This is a genomic window from Ruegeria arenilitoris, from assembly GCF_013035425.1.
GTDB lineage: Bacteria > Pseudomonadota > Alphaproteobacteria > Rhodobacterales > Rhodobacteraceae > Ruegeria > Ruegeria arenilitoris_A.
The window spans coordinates 54,254-70,520 of sequence record NZ_WQHX01000001.1 but is presented as its reverse complement, the minus strand read 5'-3'; the positions used below and the strand labels follow the sequence as shown (position 1 = coordinate 70,520).

17 protein-coding genes and 1 pseudogene are annotated in these 16,267 nt (G+C 54.1%); 10 read left to right on the top strand and 8 right to left on the bottom strand.

Translation table 11 applies throughout. From position 1 onward, the window contains the following. Positions 1-22: 22 nt before the first annotated feature. Positions 23-1,285, bottom strand: coding sequence for a DEAD/DEAH box helicase (locus GOV45_RS00325; RefSeq protein ID WP_170475296.1), 1,263 nt, complete (start codon positions 1,283-1,285; stop codon positions 23-25). A 507-nt stretch (positions 1,286-1,792) separates the two neighbouring features. Here GOV45_RS00325 and GOV45_RS00320 point away from each other — a divergent pair. The 7 genes and pseudogenes from GOV45_RS00320 to GOV45_RS00290 all read left to right on the top strand — a co-directional run bounded on the left by GOV45_RS00320 (position 1,793) and on the right by GOV45_RS00290 (position 7,967). After that, entirely contained in the window at positions 1,793-2,680 is an 888-nt protein-coding gene (locus tag GOV45_RS00320; RefSeq protein WP_170472730.1) for a DMT family transporter, read from the top strand. 223 nt (positions 2,681-2,903) lie between these two features. Next, the gene (locus GOV45_RS00315) at positions 2,904-3,248 is read left to right on the top strand and encodes a hypothetical protein (protein WP_170475295.1); all 345 of its coding nucleotides are present in this window, start codon (positions 2,904-2,906) and stop codon (positions 3,246-3,248) included. Positions 3,249-3,300: 52 nt separating this feature from the next. Further along, on the top strand, positions 3,301-4,527 hold the full coding sequence (locus GOV45_RS00310; RefSeq protein ID WP_170472727.1) for a DNA-packaging protein: 1,227 nt from the start codon (positions 3,301-3,303) through the stop codon (positions 4,525-4,527). A 136-nt stretch (positions 4,528-4,663) separates the two neighbouring features. Continuing rightward, positions 4,664-5,212 (top strand): luciferase domain-containing protein, encoded by a 549-nt coding sequence (locus GOV45_RS00305; RefSeq protein WP_170472724.1) that lies wholly within the window; start codon positions 4,664-4,666, stop codon positions 5,210-5,212. 143 nt (positions 5,213-5,355) lie between these two features. Further along, positions 5,356-6,030 (top strand): annotated as a pseudogene (locus tag GOV45_RS00300) (phage portal protein); the annotation flags it as partial. A 62-nt stretch (positions 6,031-6,092) separates the two neighbouring features. Next, on the top strand, positions 6,093-7,664 hold the full coding sequence (locus tag GOV45_RS00295) for a phage tail protein (RefSeq protein WP_367648640.1): 1,572 nt from the start codon (positions 6,093-6,095) through the stop codon (positions 7,662-7,664). 6 nt (positions 7,665-7,670) lie between these two features. Beyond that, positions 7,671-7,967 carry a DUF7742 family protein gene (locus GOV45_RS00290; protein ID WP_170472718.1) on the top strand — a complete coding sequence of 99 codons (297 nt, stop codon included), beginning with the start codon at positions 7,671-7,673 and terminating at the stop codon, positions 7,965-7,967. Here the strand turns inward: GOV45_RS00290 and GOV45_RS00285 are convergent. Beyond that, positions 7,948-8,286, bottom strand: coding sequence for a TraR/DksA family transcriptional regulator (locus GOV45_RS00285; RefSeq protein ID WP_170472715.1), 339 nt, complete (start codon positions 8,284-8,286; stop codon positions 7,948-7,950). The two genes, GOV45_RS00290 and GOV45_RS00285, sit on opposite strands and share 20 nt — an antisense overlap. Before the next feature lie 86 nt (positions 8,287-8,372). On the opposite strand from GOV45_RS00285, the gene cysE reads away from it, so the two are divergent. Then, positions 8,373-9,194, top strand: coding sequence for a serine O-acetyltransferase (gene cysE / locus GOV45_RS00280; RefSeq protein ID WP_170472712.1), 822 nt, complete (start codon positions 8,373-8,375; stop codon positions 9,192-9,194). A gap of 129 nt (positions 9,195-9,323) precedes the next feature. Here the strand turns inward: cysE and GOV45_RS00275 are convergent, their stop codons facing one another. The 6 genes from GOV45_RS00275 to GOV45_RS00250 form a co-directional block, all read right to left on the bottom strand. Further along, a complete protein-coding gene (locus tag GOV45_RS00275) occupies positions 9,324-10,622 on the bottom strand; it encodes a pyruvate dehydrogenase complex dihydrolipoamide acetyltransferase (protein WP_170472710.1) in 1,299 nt (432 codons plus the stop codon). 1 nt (position 10,623) lies between these two features. Continuing rightward, positions 10,624-10,884 (bottom strand): hypothetical protein, encoded by a 261-nt coding sequence (locus GOV45_RS00270; RefSeq protein WP_170472707.1) that lies wholly within the window; start codon positions 10,882-10,884, stop codon positions 10,624-10,626. A 4-nt stretch (positions 10,885-10,888) separates the two neighbouring features. Beyond that, complete coding sequence (locus GOV45_RS00265; RefSeq protein ID WP_170472704.1) at positions 10,889-12,253, bottom strand: pyruvate dehydrogenase complex E1 component subunit beta; 1,365 nt, start codon at positions 12,251-12,253, stop codon at positions 10,889-10,891. A 15-nt stretch (positions 12,254-12,268) separates the two neighbouring features. Continuing rightward, positions 12,269-13,258 (bottom strand): pyruvate dehydrogenase (acetyl-transferring) E1 component subunit alpha, encoded by a 990-nt coding sequence (gene pdhA / locus GOV45_RS00260; protein ID WP_170472703.1) that lies wholly within the window; start codon positions 13,256-13,258, stop codon positions 12,269-12,271. Between the two features lie 167 nt (positions 13,259-13,425). Further along, entirely contained in the window at positions 13,426-13,725 is a 300-nt protein-coding gene (locus GOV45_RS00255; RefSeq protein WP_170472700.1) for an FtsB family cell division protein, read from the bottom strand. Between the two features lie 144 nt (positions 13,726-13,869). Further along, entirely contained in the window at positions 13,870-15,060 is a 1,191-nt protein-coding gene (locus tag GOV45_RS00250; protein WP_170472697.1) for a phosphoglycerate kinase, read from the bottom strand. Between the two features lie 134 nt (positions 15,061-15,194). Here GOV45_RS00250 and GOV45_RS00245 point away from each other — a divergent pair, with 134 nt between their 5' ends. Both GOV45_RS00245 and GOV45_RS00240 read left to right on the top strand, forming a co-directional pair. Further along, positions 15,195-15,701, top strand: a complete 507-nt coding sequence (locus tag GOV45_RS00245) for a peptidylprolyl isomerase (protein WP_170472694.1) — start codon at positions 15,195-15,197, stop codon at positions 15,699-15,701. Beyond that, positions 15,694-16,242 (top strand): peptidylprolyl isomerase, encoded by a 549-nt coding sequence (locus GOV45_RS00240; protein ID WP_170472691.1) that lies wholly within the window; start codon positions 15,694-15,696, stop codon positions 16,240-16,242. The genes GOV45_RS00245 and GOV45_RS00240 overlap by 8 nt, the downstream gene beginning before the upstream one ends. The last annotated feature ends 25 nt before the right edge of the window (positions 16,243-16,267 follow it).

Genomic DNA, 16,267 nt, shown 5'->3' with positions numbered 1-16,267 from the left:
ATATTTTTAATGTCCGACGAAGTCAGGCAGCCTTTCTGCGTCTTGGGCGGCGTCTCTTTTGCGCCGCTGGTTTAGCACCGCCTAAGTTCTGATTGCTGCTTGGACCGCGGCGACCTTTGCCTCGGTGTCGCGCCTGCTTTGTTTTTTCTACTGCTTCCGGCATCGAGCCGCTTGCAACTGGTATTTCGGCTTTCATCAACTTTTGAATTTGCCGAAGTTGATCAACTTCGTCCTTGGTGCAGAATGAGATAGCCTCTCCTTCGCGCCCTGCGCGTGCTGTACGGCCGATGCGATGGACGTAATTGTCTGGTACCGTGGGCAGGTCGTAGTTGATTACGTAGGCTACGCCAGGAATATCGATACCACGCGCGGCGACATCGGTTGCAACCAAAACGTTGATTTCGCCTTGTCGGAATGCCTTGATCGCACGATCACGTTGACCCTGAGTTTTGTTGCCGTGAATTGAGGCAGCATTGAACCCTTCTGACACCAGTCCTTTCATCAGTTTTTCGGCGCCGTGTTTTGTGCGTGAAAACACTAGCGTCAGAGCGCCAGCGTCCTTGGACAAAATTTCGCGCAATTTGGCAGGCTTTTCGGAACGAGCCACAAAGTGTACGGACTGCCTGATCTTGTCTGCGGCTTTACCAGGAGGGGAAACTTGCACGCGTTTGGGATTGCTGAGATAGGCCCGGCTCAGTTCTTCCATTTGTTTTGGCATTGTCGCTGAAAACAGCATCGTTTGCCGTGGTGTGCCAAGTTCTGGCGCGATGCGGCGCAAAGCGTGAATAAAGCCCATGTCCAGCATCTGATCAGCTTCGTCCATTACCAGATGTTTGACCGAGCTAAGATCGACTGCGCCACGATCCATAAGGTCAATTAGTCGGCCCGGAGTGGCCACCAGAATGTCTGTGCCGCGCGCAAGAAACATGACTTGTTTGTTGATGGACTGGCCGCCAACCACGGTTGCGACCCGAATTTTTGTCTTATGCGTCAAGGCGCGTAAACTGTCGGCGATCTGATTGACCAATTCGCGCGTGGGGGCAAGGACCAGCGACTTGGTCGTCTTGGGCGCCGGCTTGCCGGGTTGCGCTAGAAGGTGGTCAATCAACGGCAGGCCAAATGCCAGCGTTTTTCCGGTACCGGTCTGTGCCAATCCTAAGATATCTTGGCCATCCAACGCCAATGGAATTGCCTGATTTTGGATCGGTGTAGGCTGGGTGAGTTTTGCGCGTTTTAGTGCTTGGTTCAGTTCTGGCGCAAGCCCGAGCATGTCGAAATCGAACAAGTAATATTCCTTCATTTTCTGCGGGATTGTCCCACAGACGAGTTATTGCAGAGCACGCAGTATGCGTGGTCAGCAGGGGTTGTGCGCGACCTCGGGAAGAACGGAAATACCCCGCCACATGTGGTCGTCGCTTCAAGAACCCTGCGTGATGGGGAACTGGAGGTTATAGGGCGCTGCAGGACCAGCTCAATTGGCCCTTTGTTGCTCACGCGTTAGCGCTGTTTTGCGAGGCAAATGCGTGTTGAGGAAGAGAATGTCAAGACCGAGCTCGGTGGAATGGACTTCTTGTCTATGGTCAGTATCATTTTCGGAATAATATTGTATCGCGAGTGTTACACTGACGGGAATTGGCTTTAATGGTTACGCTTGGACGCAACAATTTTCCTGTGATGTTAACGATTTGTTAAAAACTTTTTTTTCAATGCTGTTGGTTCCGAGTTGCATTCCAAAAGTAATTGGGCACGAGTGCAATCCATCAAAGTAACGACCTAAGAAATTGGACCGGTAATGACCCAAGGAATCACACAAAATCGCGACATTCGAACAGCCAGCATAGCGCTGGTGTGTGGAGGAATGCTGTGGGGTCTTTATTGGATTCCAGTCCGATTTTTTTTGGAAATGGGTCTGGATGGCGCCTGGCCGGGGATCGCGATGTATACAACTGCGCTTGTCGTTCTGATCCCGATTTTGTGGAGAAGTCGACAGGCTTTGGCTCAAGAATGGCGCGGCCTAGTTTTCAGTGGTGTATTCACAGGGGCAGCATTCAGTCTGTATTCGATCAGCTTGGCCTACACAGAAGTCGCCCGATCTATCCTGCTTTTCTATTTGACGCCAATTTGGGGCACTGTCTTAGGATTTGTGTTCTTAGGCGAGAGATTGGGTCCCCTCCGGTTACTTAGCCTATTGTGCGGGGTTTGCGGGCTTTTTGTAGTTCTAGGCGGTGAACAATCGATTCCTTGGCCGCGCAATGTGGGCGACTGGTTAGCGCTGATTTCTGGCATGACATGGGCCGTTGGGACGCTCGGACTATACCGAACCAAGTCGGTGCCGGTTGGGGGGCAAATTTTCGCTTTTCTATTCGGCGCACTGATCCTGTCAATTGTTAGCTTATTCCTTGGGGCCGGAGCTTTGAGGTTGAATGGCAGCAACGGCGTCTTAATGGACGTTTTGCCATTCGCCGCCCTTTCCGTTCTTTATACTCTTCCGATGATTTATCTTACGATTTGGCCTTCTACAAAGCTCACTCCAGCGCGAGTCGGCCTGTTGTTGATGAGCGAGGTTGTGGTTGGACTAATGTCTGCAGCATTGCTGTCCGGAGAACCGTTCGGCATGCGAGAGTTCTTTGGCGCTACACTTATCGTAAGCGCGGCGTTTTTGGAGATTGCGCGAGGATAGATTTAGTTTCAACAGAGCCTGCTGAAATGGATTTTTCTATGATGTTGCGCTTGATAGGTTCGATGGTCGTTGCGATCATGTTGCGTAACATATTGACTTCACGCGCTTTACAATTTTAAATTGTGCCATGCTAGAAGAAGTGTGAAGCGGCCCTGGGGCGACCTGGAGGTCGCTTTCGTTTCTCTCGTACGGAGATCACTCACGCATGAGGTCACAGGCAAATATGACTTTGATAACCCCGGAAGAGCGGATTTCACAGACTGCAGATCTTTTGCAGTCGCTCGAGAGGTCCATTCGCAATCTGCGCCAAGCAGCGGAAGAACTGCACAGGCGGATTGGAGCCGGGGAGGATGCAGATTTTGCTGGTTCAGCGAAACAACTTGGTCAGCTAGAGGGGCTGATCCGAAGTTGCCAGAAAGTGGAGATAAGCTTTGTCGAACAACATCACAGGCAAGCCGGAATTGCCCAAGGAGGTTACGCGCTCGACCTTGAACGGGCGCGATCTGAGATTGGGTGCAGGCTGGCTCGCCTCCGCGCCTGCTGCGGTGCAGGACAGATTCCTGAGTGAGATTGGGGAGGGAGGGCTGTGCGCCCTCCCTTTTCTATTCGAGTTTTGGGCAATGCCACACCAGCTGCCACCAGAAGGCGATTGGCGGTCATGGGTGATTATGGGCGGACGCGGTGCAGGTAAGACGCGAGCAGGTGCCGAATGGGTACGCTCGATGGTCGAGGGTGCAAACCCGATGGATTGCGGCGAAGCCAGACGGGTTGCGCTGGTTGGTGAAACTTTCGATCAGGTTCGCGATGTGATGATCTTTGGCGAAAGCGGGATTTTGCGGTGTTCACCGCCAGATCGCCGCCCAATGTGGAAAGCTACCGAGCGAAAACTAATCTGGCCGAATGGAGCAGAAGCACAGGTGTTTTCTGCGTATGACCCGGAAGGTTTGCGAGGGCCACAATTCGATGCGGCTTGGGTGGATGAGCTGGCGAAATGGAAGAAGGCAGGTGAAACTTGGGATATGTTACAGTTCGCCTTACGGCTGGGCGAGCGACCGCGCGTCTGCGTAACGACGACACCGAAGAATGTTAAAGTTTTGAAGGATCTTTTGGCGTCACCGTCGACGGTACAAACGCATGCAAAAACCGAGGCGAACCGCGCTAACCTGGCCGGATCGTTTTTAGAGGAAGTGAGGTCACGATACGCGGGTACGCGGTTAGGACGCCAGGAATTGGACGGCGTTTTGCTGTCAGATGCCGAAGGCGCGCTATGGACAGTGTCGATGCTGGACTCAACGCGAACTGACTATGTGCCCAATTTGGACCGCATCGTGGTCGCTCTGGATCCAGCAGTTACGGCGGGTTCAGATGCGGATGCTTGCGGAATCGTAGTGGTAGGTGCCCAGATGGAAGGATCGCCGGAAGATTGGCGAGCATTCGTACTGGCGGACAGAACAGTGAAAGGGCTTGGCCCAGCGGGATGGGCGCAGGCGGCGATTGACGCGATGGATGAATTCGGGGCTGAACGGTTGGTGGCCGAGATCAATCAAGGCGGAGATTTGGTTGAAGAGGTCGTTCGGCAAGTAGATCCTCTGGTCCCGTTCCGAGCAGTGCGGGCATCTCGCGGCAAGATCGCGAGGTCAGAACCCGTAGCGGCGTTGTATGAGCAAGGGCGGGTTGTTCACGTGACGGGGCTGGATGCGCTTGAAGAGCAGATGTGCCAGATGACCACACGGGGATTTGAAGGGAAGGGCTCGCCCGACCGGGTCGACGCACTGGTCTGGGCGCTGCATGAGCTGGTGGTGGGGCCTGCGACGGCATATCGGCGACCAAGGGTCAGGGTGTTATAATCGTTTTTGTATTTGAGTTGGCCAATTGTGACTGTTTAAAATCCGAAAAGTTCGGAAAACCCGTTTGCAAGCGTGATTCCAGGAGGGTTGCCATCAAACAGTCTTTGCGCGACCATCGGAAAACGGAGGCCGCGCCATGAATGTCAGGTATGTTTTGCTAGGCAACATTACTGCCGCAATTTTCTTTGTCGCAGTTGCGTCGGTCGCGGCGCAAACCACAGACTTGCCAGAGCGGAGGACACCAAGGCCGGAAACAACCGATGGAGTGCCCCATGTCCAGATTGGCGTTTCGCCTGCTCCAGAATTGATCGAAGACCTATTGAGCCGAGTCGAAAACATTCCAGATGTGGAAATTCGCGAAACAGTTGTTTCATTACCAGGAGCAAAAGGTTTCTGGTTGGCAGACGAACTGCCGCTCAAACATCCAGAGGTAATAGTTGGTGGCCGAGAGTTCGCGCATGTGCACCCTGATGGATCTCTGCATGCGTCACTCGACCCCAAGATTGCGCGGCAAGCGATAAAGGCCGGCTGGGCAATTGCTCATCCTTGGTCGAAAAAACGTCCAGGCTGGGAGGGATTTGTGATGATCTACACACCTTCCTCACAACAGGAATTGGATGTTGTTTTTCAGTTGGTTTTGGCTTCTTACAACTATGTTACCGGAAGATCGCTAAGCGCTGGTTAAAGGGCTGCAGCAAAGCAGGTAAATCTTGTACAACAGCGTGTTGCAAAACGGCCGAACGCTTAATTCCGAAGCCGTCAACCTCTTTCAGTCATAACTCCTTTCAACAAGCCGGGCAGAGCGGCGGCAGAAAGGAGCATCTGAACATGGTATTCGATTTCTTGCGTCGTGGAACGGCTAACGAGGCACCGGAAGCCAAGGCAAGCGCGGCAGGTCCCGTCGTGGCATGGCAGACTGGTGGCCGTGCGTCATGGAGCCCCCGGGACACCGTCTCGTTGACGCGGGTGGGTTTTTCGGGAAACCCGGTGGGGTTCCGGTCGGTAAAGCTGGTGGCTGAGGCGGCGGCGGCGTTGCCACTGGTGTTGCAGGATCAAGCGCAACGGTATGACGTTCATCCAATCTTGAGCCTGATGCAACGACCTAATGCGGCGCAGGGACGCGCGGAATTGATGGAGGCCCTGTTCGGTCAGCTGCTGCTGTCAGGGAATGCGTATGTCGAGGCCGTTCAGGCCGAGGCGGGACTACCGAGCGAGCTACACGTTCTGCGCTCGGACCGGATGCGTGTGGTACCGGGAGCAGACGGGTGGCCTAAGGCCTATGATTATACCGTTGGCGGTAGGAAACATCGGTTTCCGACAGAGTTCATCTGCCACATCAAGTCGTTTCACCCGCAGGACGATCATTACGGGTTTTCGCCCATGCAGGCAGCTTCGATGGCGGTTGACGTGCATAACAGTGCTTCTCGCTGGTCAAAATCGTTGTTGGACAATGCGGCCCGGCCCTCTGGGGTCTTGGTATGGAAGGGAGGGGACGGTCAGGGTCGCGAACATTGGCATCTGTTGTTTCCGAAATCTGTTTTCGAGCAGGTGTTCGGGACATAGACGTGTCTGGGCTGCATGGGGTTGTGCGTGGTTACGCGATTGAGGATGTACTGGATGGCCGCCAAGCTCTGCAGCCGCTGATGATGCGATACGGGTTCGACGCTATTGAGCGCGACGGTAAGCTGGTGTTCCGGATGCGTGGTGGTCTTAAGGCCTTTGACGTAAACCCAGACGGATTTGCGATCAACTCTGATGTCGAAGGCACTGTTGAGTATCGGCGTGAAGCCGAGGCAGAGATGGCCGGACGGGTCCGACTACGCTTTGTTCAATCCGACGCAGATCACGATATCGTTGCCGAAGAAGCGGTGCTGCCGGATGATCGTACTCATGCAGTTGCAGTGAACGAAATGGCTCTGTCAATGACCCGGGGCGAGGGACGTCAAACTGTCGAACGGTGGCTCAGCGAGTCTCGGATGTCGCGCGAAACCGCGCGCTTCGCCTTGCCGCCGTCTCAGCTGAATCTTGGCGCTGGTGACGTTGTTCGCTTGAAAGGCATGGATCAGCAGGACTTCCCGAGTTTTCGTATTGACCGGATTGAACAGGCTGAAATGCAGCTGGTCGACGCGGTTCGGATTGAACCCGACGTTTATGCCCCCGCCGAGATCACTGACGATGGCGTCAACGCCAGACCTTTTATCGCGCCGACACCCGTTTTACCGGTACTTATGGATCTACCGCTCATTACAGGGGCAGAGGCCGCACATGCGCCCTATCTTGCTTTGTCGGCAGACCCGTGGGCGGGCAATGTAGCTATTTATGTCGCTGCGCAGGACGAAGATTATGCCCTGCGACAAGTTATTTCGGATCAGGCGGTAATAGGTTTCACAGAGTCACCGCTTTGGCGGGCCAGCTCCGGAATTTGGGATGAAGGCAGGCCACTTCGGGTCAACTTGATCGACGGCTTCCTGGAATCACGACCGCGAGAAGCTTTGCTGAACGGTGCCAACTTGGCTGCCATTGGTGACGGCACTCTCGATAATTGGGAAGTAATCCAGTTCTCTGACGCAACATTGGAAGAAGGCGGAATATTTAACCTTTCAGGTCGGTTGCGCGGCCAATTGGGAACAGATTCAGCTATGCCTGAAGTTTGGCCTGAGGGCTCTGTTTTCGTTTTGCTCGATGATCGTATCAGCCAACTCAACTTGCTCCGCAATGAACGACGCGTTTCAAAACATTATCGGATCGGTCCCGCATCGCGTGGGTATGAGGATCCAGCTTTTGTTCACCAGGTCGAAGCATTTGACGGCAACGGTTTGCGCCCATATGCGCCGGCTCATCTAAAAGTCGTGTCAAAGACCGACGCTGACAGCTTTTCGTGGGTGCGCCGCACGCGGGTGGATGGAGATGACTGGGGCGGCTTGGATGTTCCATTGGGTGAAGAGACCGAAGCTTATTTGGTTCGAGTTCGCTCAAACGGGGTACTATTGCGCGAAGAGACGACCGCGACTCCAATTTGGTCTTACTCGGAAACAGCGAAGGCTGCAGATGGTGTAAGCGGGACTTACGTTGTCGAAGTTGCTCAAGTTTCAGCGATCTTTGGCCCAGGCCTTTTCGCATCTTGCACTGCAAGTTAGTCCATCTTGCGTACTGTTTTGCATGGTGATGTAAGTGCAGCGGCGCGGGCCTTGTTGGCCGCGCCGCCTTCCGAGCGGGAATCCATATGCTTACAAATGTTTAACGAGGCGCAATTGGCGCACGAATACACTTCGGATATGGGCCGTTTACATCCTAAATACGGGAACGGATCCCTGATGGCTGTCGCGTATATTCGTCGATTGGCGGATGAGCCCAGTTTCAACGACCTGCAATATTGTGAGTGTTTCGAGATAGTTCTACGTAATCTTATCCGGTTTAATATCAGTCAGAGGCACAACTGACGCACTTGCTTGCCGCAAGGTCCAGTTCCAGACGCCCCCGAGCGATTAAGTCTCCGCAATCTTCGCAATAGCCGTACTCGCCTTCGGCAATTCGGCTGAGCGCGGTCTGAAGCCGGCGCGTTTCTACATCCCTGCGGGCCTGCTGGGCCTTTGCCATCGCCTGGTTTTGTAACGCATCCATGCGGCTGAGGCGTCCAACGGCCTGCTGATCAAGTTCGACAATCGCTTGTGCGTCGTGGCCTGACGCTGACTCCGCCTCGAGAGACGCCAACCGAACTTTGATAAGTCGTTCAAAATATCGGTGATCATGTTCGTTCATTTTTTGTTGTATAACACATCAGGGGTTTGCGTTTGGTGATTTTGACCTTAGATGGCTATTCTAGGCGCAGAAAAGGATCAAAAGCCATGTTCGAAAAGCGCAGTCAAATCACCAACGTCGATCCTGTTTGGGATCGCATAACGGCAGAGGCTCTGGCGGCCGTGGAAAAGGAACCACTTATGGGTGGTCTGGTTCACGCCTGTATCCTGCATCACCGCAGTCTCGAGAGGGCTTTGTCCTATCGCATTGCCGCCAAGTTGTGCTCGAACGAGATGTCGATGATGGTCTTGCGTGAAATCGTTGAAGAAGCCTATTCGGACGACGCCTCTTTGCTAGAAGCGGCGCGGGCGGATCTGATGGCGGTATACGAGCGTGATCCGGCCTGTCACCGTCTGCTGCAGCCAGTGCTCTATTTCAAAGGATATCAGGCGATGCAGGCTTATCGCGTAGGTCATTGGCTGTGGCGAAAAGGCCGGCATGACTTGGCGTATTTTGTTCAGATGCGTTCGTCTGAGATATTTGGAATTGATATCCATCCGGCTGCGAAAATTGGCAAGGGGATTATGATCGACCACGCCCATTCAATCGTGATCGGCGAAACTGCCGTTGTAGGTGATAATGTTTCGATGTTGCACTCCGTGACGCTGGGCGGGACAGGTAAGGAAGAGGAAGATCGTCATCCCAAGATCGGAGATGGAGTACTGATTGGGGCTGGTGCAAAGGTTCTTGGGAACATCACGGTTGGCCATTGCAGCCGCATCGCAGCCGGATCTGTGGTGTTGGAGGAGGTTCCAGCCTGCAAGACGGTTGCGGGCATTCCCGCGAAGATTGTCGGTGAAGCAGGGTGCGATCAGCCCTCGATTTCAATGGATCATATGCTGGGAAAGAATCACCAGGATCCAAGTTAAGCTTGTCGCATCGATGCGAGAACAGTCTTTGAACTCTTGAGTTGATCGGAAACTAAACGCCGCTTTTAGATCATTACAAATCTTGGCCCCGCCCGATTTCCGTTCGGGTGGGGCTTTTTGTGAATTACATCAAGCCAGCATCACCATCGGGTTTTCAAGATTTTCGACAATGGCTTGCAGCAATTGTGCGCCAAGCGCTCCGTCGATAACGCGGTGATCAACTGACATTGTGACGGACATGATCGTGGCTACTGTCAGTTCTCCGTCATCTCCGACAACGGGTTTTTTCAGTCCAGTTCCGACCGCCAAAATGCCGGCGTGGGGTGGATTCACGATTGCATCGAAGTTGTCGATACCGAACATGCCCAGATTGGAAACGGCAAACGTACCGCCCTGATATTCATGCGGAGCCAACTTACGTTCCCGGGCGCGACCAGCAAGGTCTTTCATCTCGGTCGACAAAGCAGAGAGCGATTTGGTATCGGCGTCTTGCAGTACAGGTGTGAACAAGCCGCCTTCGATAGCGACGGCAACAGCTACATCCGAAGGTTTCAATTGTAAGACCCTGTCTCCGGCCCAAACAGCATTGCACTCGGGTACTTGTTGCAGGGCGTTGGCAACGGCTTTGATGATAAAGTCGTTAACGCTCAGTTTCACTCCGCGACCTTCTAGCTGTTTGTTCAGCTGGCTTCGGAACTTCAACAGTGCATCCAGCTTGATGTCACGACGCAGATAGAAATGCGGAATGGTCTGTTTGGCTTCGGAAAGTCGGGCGGCGATCGTCTTGCGCATTCCGTCCAGTTTAATTTCTTCGAATTCGCGACCTTCGTACATCTTGGCAACTGCGTCAGCTGAAGGACCCGCTGGGGCAGCAGCAGAGGGGGGGGCGGTTGTAGCGGCCGGAGCGATGGCTGGTGCGCTTGCTGTCGCGCCTTCGACATCCGCCTTGACGATCCTGCCATGCGGACCGGAACCGTTAATTTGCGCCAGGTCGAGGCCTTTTTGCGCTGCAATTCTTCGTGCCAAAGGCGAAGCGAAGATACGGCCTCCATCAGCCTTTGCAGGGGCGGCTGGAGCAGGGGCAGGGGTCTCGGATGTCGCGGGCGCGGCTTCATCGCCCGCCGCCGTGTTTGGCGCGGCCGCAGGGGCAGGGGCTGGCGACGTCGAGATATCATCAGCGCTTTCGCCATCTTCCAACAGAACCGCAATAGCGGTGTTTACTTTTACGCCTTCGGTTCCTTCCGGGATTAGGATTTTGCCAACGACACCTTCGTCGACCGCCTCGAACTCCATCGTGGCTTTGTCGGTTTCTATCTCAGCCAGCAAGTCGCCGGAGGATACAGTGTCGCCTTCTTTGACAAGCCATTTCGCAAGCGTGCCTTCCTCCATAGTGGGAGACAGAGCAGGCATCAGGATTTCGGTGGGCATTTCAGCGCTCCTCAATCAAAGTAATTTGGTCAAAAGGCGCCCGTGGGCGCCCGGTGCCGCGTGCGAGTGTCGCTATCGCCGCTTCGATTTTTTCTTTGTTTTCAGCCATCCAGACGTAGGCTGTTTGGTGAGAGGGCCGAGAACCGATCAATCGCATATCAGCCGCCAAACGCTCAGGCACAAGGGCCGTGATCGTACGATCGTCAATTACCAGATCGACACGGTAGCATTCGGTTGCTGGATCGCGGCCCCTGATATCCATTCTGTTACCGATAAGTCACCTGTTTGACAGCCGAGATCACCTCATCGGTCGTAACCAGCGCCAGTTTTTCAAGGTTGGCGGCATACGGCATCGGAACATCCTTTCCGGTACAAGTGATGACCGGCGCGTCAAGGTAATCGAACGCCTCCTGCATAACGACTGATGAGATATAGCTACCCACAGAGCCTTGGGGCCAGCCTTCTTCCACAGTTACCAGACGGTTGGTTTTCATTACCGAGTTGATAATCGCGCCAGTGTCCATCGGGCGGATTGTGCGAAGATCGATCACTTCGGCGTTTATTCCTTCCTCGGCCAATTTGTCAGCGGCTTCCAACGCGAATTGCATACCGATACCAAAGCTGACGATGGTCACATCAGAGCCTTCGCGCCAGATACGAGCCTTGCCCAGTGGGATGGTCAGGTCATCCACCTGTGGCACATCAAAAGATCGACCATACAGGATTTCGTTTTCTAAAAAGACTACCGGGTTAGGGTCGCGGATTGCCGATTTCAGCAGTCCTTTCGCGTCGGCTGCCGAATACGGCATAACAACTTTCAATCCGGGAACTTGCATGTACCAAGCGGCATAGTCTTGCGAATGCTGTGCCGCTACACGCGCCGCAGCACCATTAGGTCCGCGAAACACGATCGGACAACCCATTTGCCCGCCAGACATATACAGAGTTTTGGCGGCTGAGTTGATGATCTGGTCAATTGCTTGCATGGCGAAGTTGAACGTCATGAACTCAACAATCGGTTTCAACCCGCCAAAGGCTGAACCAACCGCGATGCCGGTAAAACCGTGTTCTGTAATTGGCGTATCAATCACACGTTTAGGCCCGAATTCGTCCAGCAGACCTTGTGAGATTTTATACGCACCCTGATACTCGGCGACCTCTTCGCCCATCAGATAGACATCCTCGTCGCCGCGCATTTCTTCGGCCATCGCGTCGCGGAGCGCCTCGCGGACCGTTTCAGATTTCATCTCGGCGTCGGCAGGCCAGTCCGGCGACAGGTCCACAACGGGCGCGGCAGGGGCAGCGGCAGGAGCGGGGGCATCAACTGCCGCCGGGGCGACCTCGGTCACTGATTCGGGCGCTGCCGCGGGAAGCGCGGAGGCGTCTTCGCCTTCTTCCACCAACACCGCGATGGGTGTATTAACCTTTACCCCTTCAGTACCTTCGGCGATCAGGATTTTACCGACGATACCTTCATCGACGGCTTCGAACTCCATCGTCGCTTTGTCGGTTTCGATCTCGGCCATGATATCGCCCGAGGATACGGTGTCGCCTTCCTTGACTAACCATTTGGCTAACGTGCCCTCTTCCATAGTGGGCGAAAGGGCGGGCATGAGAATTTCGGTTGCCATGTCTTGATCGTCCTCTCAGGCGTAGATATCGGTCCAAAGCTCGTCCAACGACGGCTCGGGGCTTTCTTTCGAGAATTCGGCGGCCTGATTGACGATCTCTTTGATTTCTTTGTCGATCGCCTTCAGATCGTCCTCTGTCGCGTGTTTTCCTGTTAGCAAAAGCTCACGCACATGTTCGATCGGATCGCTCTGTTCACGCACTTTCTGAACTTCTTCACGCGTGCGGTACTTGGCTGGGTCTGACATTGAATGACCGCGATACCGATACGTCTTGATCTCAAGAATATATGGACCTTTTCCTGCGCGGCAGTGGGCTACTGCTTTTTCGCCAGCCTCTTTAACGGCCAGTACGTCCATTCCGTTGACGATTTCGCCCGGAATGCCGAACGCCTCACCTCGGTGGAAAATTTCTTTGGTTGAGGTCGAGCGGGCTTGCGCTGTGCCCATGGCGTACTGGTTATTTTCGATGACGAAGACGACGGGCAAATCCCACAGCGCCGCCATATTGAATGTTTCGTAAACCTGACCCTGATTAGCTGCGCCATCACCAAAATAAGTAAACGTGACCCGGTCGTTTCCCTTGTACTTATCAGAAAAAGCCAATCCCGCGCCCAACGGTACTTGTGCGCCGACAATGCCGTGGCCACCGTAAAAGTGTTTTTCCTTGGAGAACATGTGCATCGAGCCGCCTTTGCCTTTGGACAGACCACCAATGCGCCCGGTCAATTCGGCCATCACACCTCCCGGTTCCATGCCGCAGGCCAGCATGTGGCCATGATCACGGTAGGAAGTGATACGCTTGTCTCCATCGTCTGCCGCAGCTTCAAGTCCTACGACGACGGCTTCTTGTCCTATATACAAGTGGCAGAATCCACCGATCAGGCCCATGCCATAAAGTTGCCCGGCCTTTTCTTCGAATCGGCGGATCAACAGCATTTCCCGATAGTATGTCTTAAGTTCCTCCGCAGAAACATTTGGTTTCTTTGTGGTTTTTCGCGCAGCCATAGCGGCGATCTCCCCCTTCCGGCAAGATAGTTTAGCGTTAAACTATCTCATAGAGCATTTCGCTTGATCTGGCGAGTGTAAATGTTACGCAGCGGCAGGACGCGCAGGATTTGACCGGCGATCTAGGCAGGTGTCCCCTGGCCGAAGAGTTTCGATAATGCGTAACGTTATTGGATTACGATCTCGTCAGAACGGATCATACCTAAAATTGACCGTGCCTGTTGATCCAGAAGGTCGAGGTCCAGATAGGTATCCGACAACCGGCGAGTTAGGTTTTCCATCTCAGATATTTCGGAATTCAGCTTGGCGAGGTCGCGCGAAAGAGCGTCCCGTTCCGCAGCTATCTCCACTCTGCGGAAAAGACCATAATCGCCCTGCACGGCAGCAAAGGTGAAATACACACCCAGCATAAAAGCTACCGTGAAAAAGACGATTGCGCCCAATCTGGGTCTATTGGAACGGGACACTCTGATGACCGCCGTATGAATTCTGCCTCAAGAAACGTGCCCTTTTTGGGCATCTCGAAGCACTATGTCATAGGTGATTCGGGATGTGAATCCCCTGATTCGCAAAAAACTCAGTGTGAGTCCAAAACGACCAATCTACTTGGTTCAGGTCTCTAGAGCGGCAACCCCAGGCAGTGTTTTGCCTTCCATCCATTCAAGGAAAGCACCACCTGCGGTCGAGATATACGTGAAGTCGTGTGCCGCGCCCGAAGCATTCAATGCCGCGACCGTATCGCCACCACCTGCGACCGAAATTAGTTGTCCTGATCGAGTAAGCGCCGCAGCCTTGAGAGCTGCAGCATTGGTGGCGACATCGAACGGCTCAAGTTCGAATGCGCCTAGCGGTCCGTTCCAAATCAACGTTTTGCTTTGGGAAAAGGTATCCGAAATCGCAGCCACACTATCGGGGCCCGCATCCAGGATCATGCCATTCTCGGGGCACTCGTCGGCAGGCAGTATTTGATGCGGTGTGTTCGCTTCAAACTTTTCAGCAACAACGATGTCTGACGGAAGAACGATATTGCAACCGGAGTGTGCAGCTCTGGACAGAATGTCCGATGCCGTATCTGCCATATCGCGCTCGGCCAACGATTTACCGACGCTAATTCCTTTTGCCACCAAAAAGGTGTTCGCCATCCCACCGCCGATTACAAGGTTGTCGACTTTGTTTATCAGATTGCCCAACAGTTCCAGTTTGGTTGAAACTTTGGCGCCACCGACCACTGCTGTCACTGGGCGTTTGGGATTTCCCAGTGCGCTTTGTAGAGCCTCCAATTCGGCCTGCATCAAGCGGCCTGCGCAAGCGGGAAGCAACCGTGCAATGGCCTCGGTAGAACTGTGTGCGCGGTGGGCGGCCGAAAATGCGTCGTTGCAATAGATATCCCCAAGTTGCGCCATTCCTGCCGCCAGATTTGGATCATTCTTTGTTTCCGCGCTGTGAAAACGGGTGTTTTCCAGTAGTAGCACCTGACCGGGTTGCAGCTCCTGCGCAGCCAGTTCAGCTTCTTGTCCCACGCAATCGGCTGAAAAAAGAACCTCGGCGCCAAATGCAGTCTCCAGAGCAGGGACCAACTGTTTGAGCGATAGGTTTTCGCGCCGTTCGCCACCGGGACGCCCAAAATGGGCCAAAAGAATGGGTTTGCCCCCAGCGGCCAAAATATCGCGGACGGTAGGGACAATGCGTTCGATACGAGTGGCATCTGTTACCATTCCGTCCACGACGGGCACATTGATGTCCACGCGCACCAGCACGCGTTTGTCGTTCAGGTCCATGTCGTCCAGCGTTTTCCAGCCCATGGCGCAATCCTCGGCACTTGAGTTCGATATAAGCGGTTCTTTTCCTGCATTTTGCCCTCAGGTCAATGCGTCACTTGGCTTTCGTCCGCGTGGCGCATAGGTATTTGCGCAAGACTAATCCACAGGAGGGCCACATGGCCGAGATCAAAGATCCCGAAAACACAATCATCATTGAGCTCAAAGATGGAAACGTTGTCATTGAGCTGCTGCCAGACGTGGCCCCGTTGCACAGCGAGCGGATGAAAGATCTGGCACGTGGCGGTGAATACGACAATGTGGCCTTTCACAGGGTGATCGACGGTTTCATGGCGCAAACGGGCGATGTTCAGCATGGCGATATGGAAGATGGTTTCAATCTGCGCATGGCCGGTACCGGAGGTTCGTCATTGCCGAATGTCCCGGCTGAATTTTCTAAATTGCCCCATGATCGCGGTACTCTTGGTGCCGCGCGGTCAGCCAACCCTGACTCTGCGAATTCGCAGTTCTTTATCAACTTCAAAGACAACCATTTTCTAAACGGTCAGTACACCGTCTATGGGCGTGTTATCGATGGTATGGAGCATGTGGACGCGATCGTCCGGGGTGAGCCCCCTGCGAGCCCGGACCGTATGATCAGTGTGAAGGTGGCAGCCGATGCGTAAACTTGTTGCGGCATTCACCCTGTTGGCCAGCCCCGCGGTTGCAACCGGGCTTGAGATCGAAATTGAAGGGGAGGGCGCCAACGGCACAGTGGTCATAGACCTGTTCGAAGATCTTGCGCCCAAACATGTTGAACAGATCACGGCACTTGCCGCTGCAGGGCAGTATGACGGAGTGGTTTTCCACCGCGTGATCGATGGCTTCATGGCCCAAACCGGCGATGTCGAGCACGGCCGTATAGGAAGCGATCTGCGGCGTGCGGGTACGGGCGGTTCGGACCGTCCTGATCTACCGGCTGAATTTTCGGACTTTAACTATGATCGTGGTGTAGTGGGAATGGCGCGGGCACAAGATCCCGACAGTGCCAACTCACAATTCTTCATAATGTTCGAACCTGGCCCGTCTCTGAATGGAAAATACACAGTAATCGGTCAGGTCACAGACGGCATGGATGTTGTTGACGCTATTAAGAGAGGCGATGGTCCCAACGGCGCTGTCATAGGCCAGCCCGACGCAATGAAAAAGGTTACCGTAACCGAATAATATTGAGCCCGGCGCCTTAACAGGC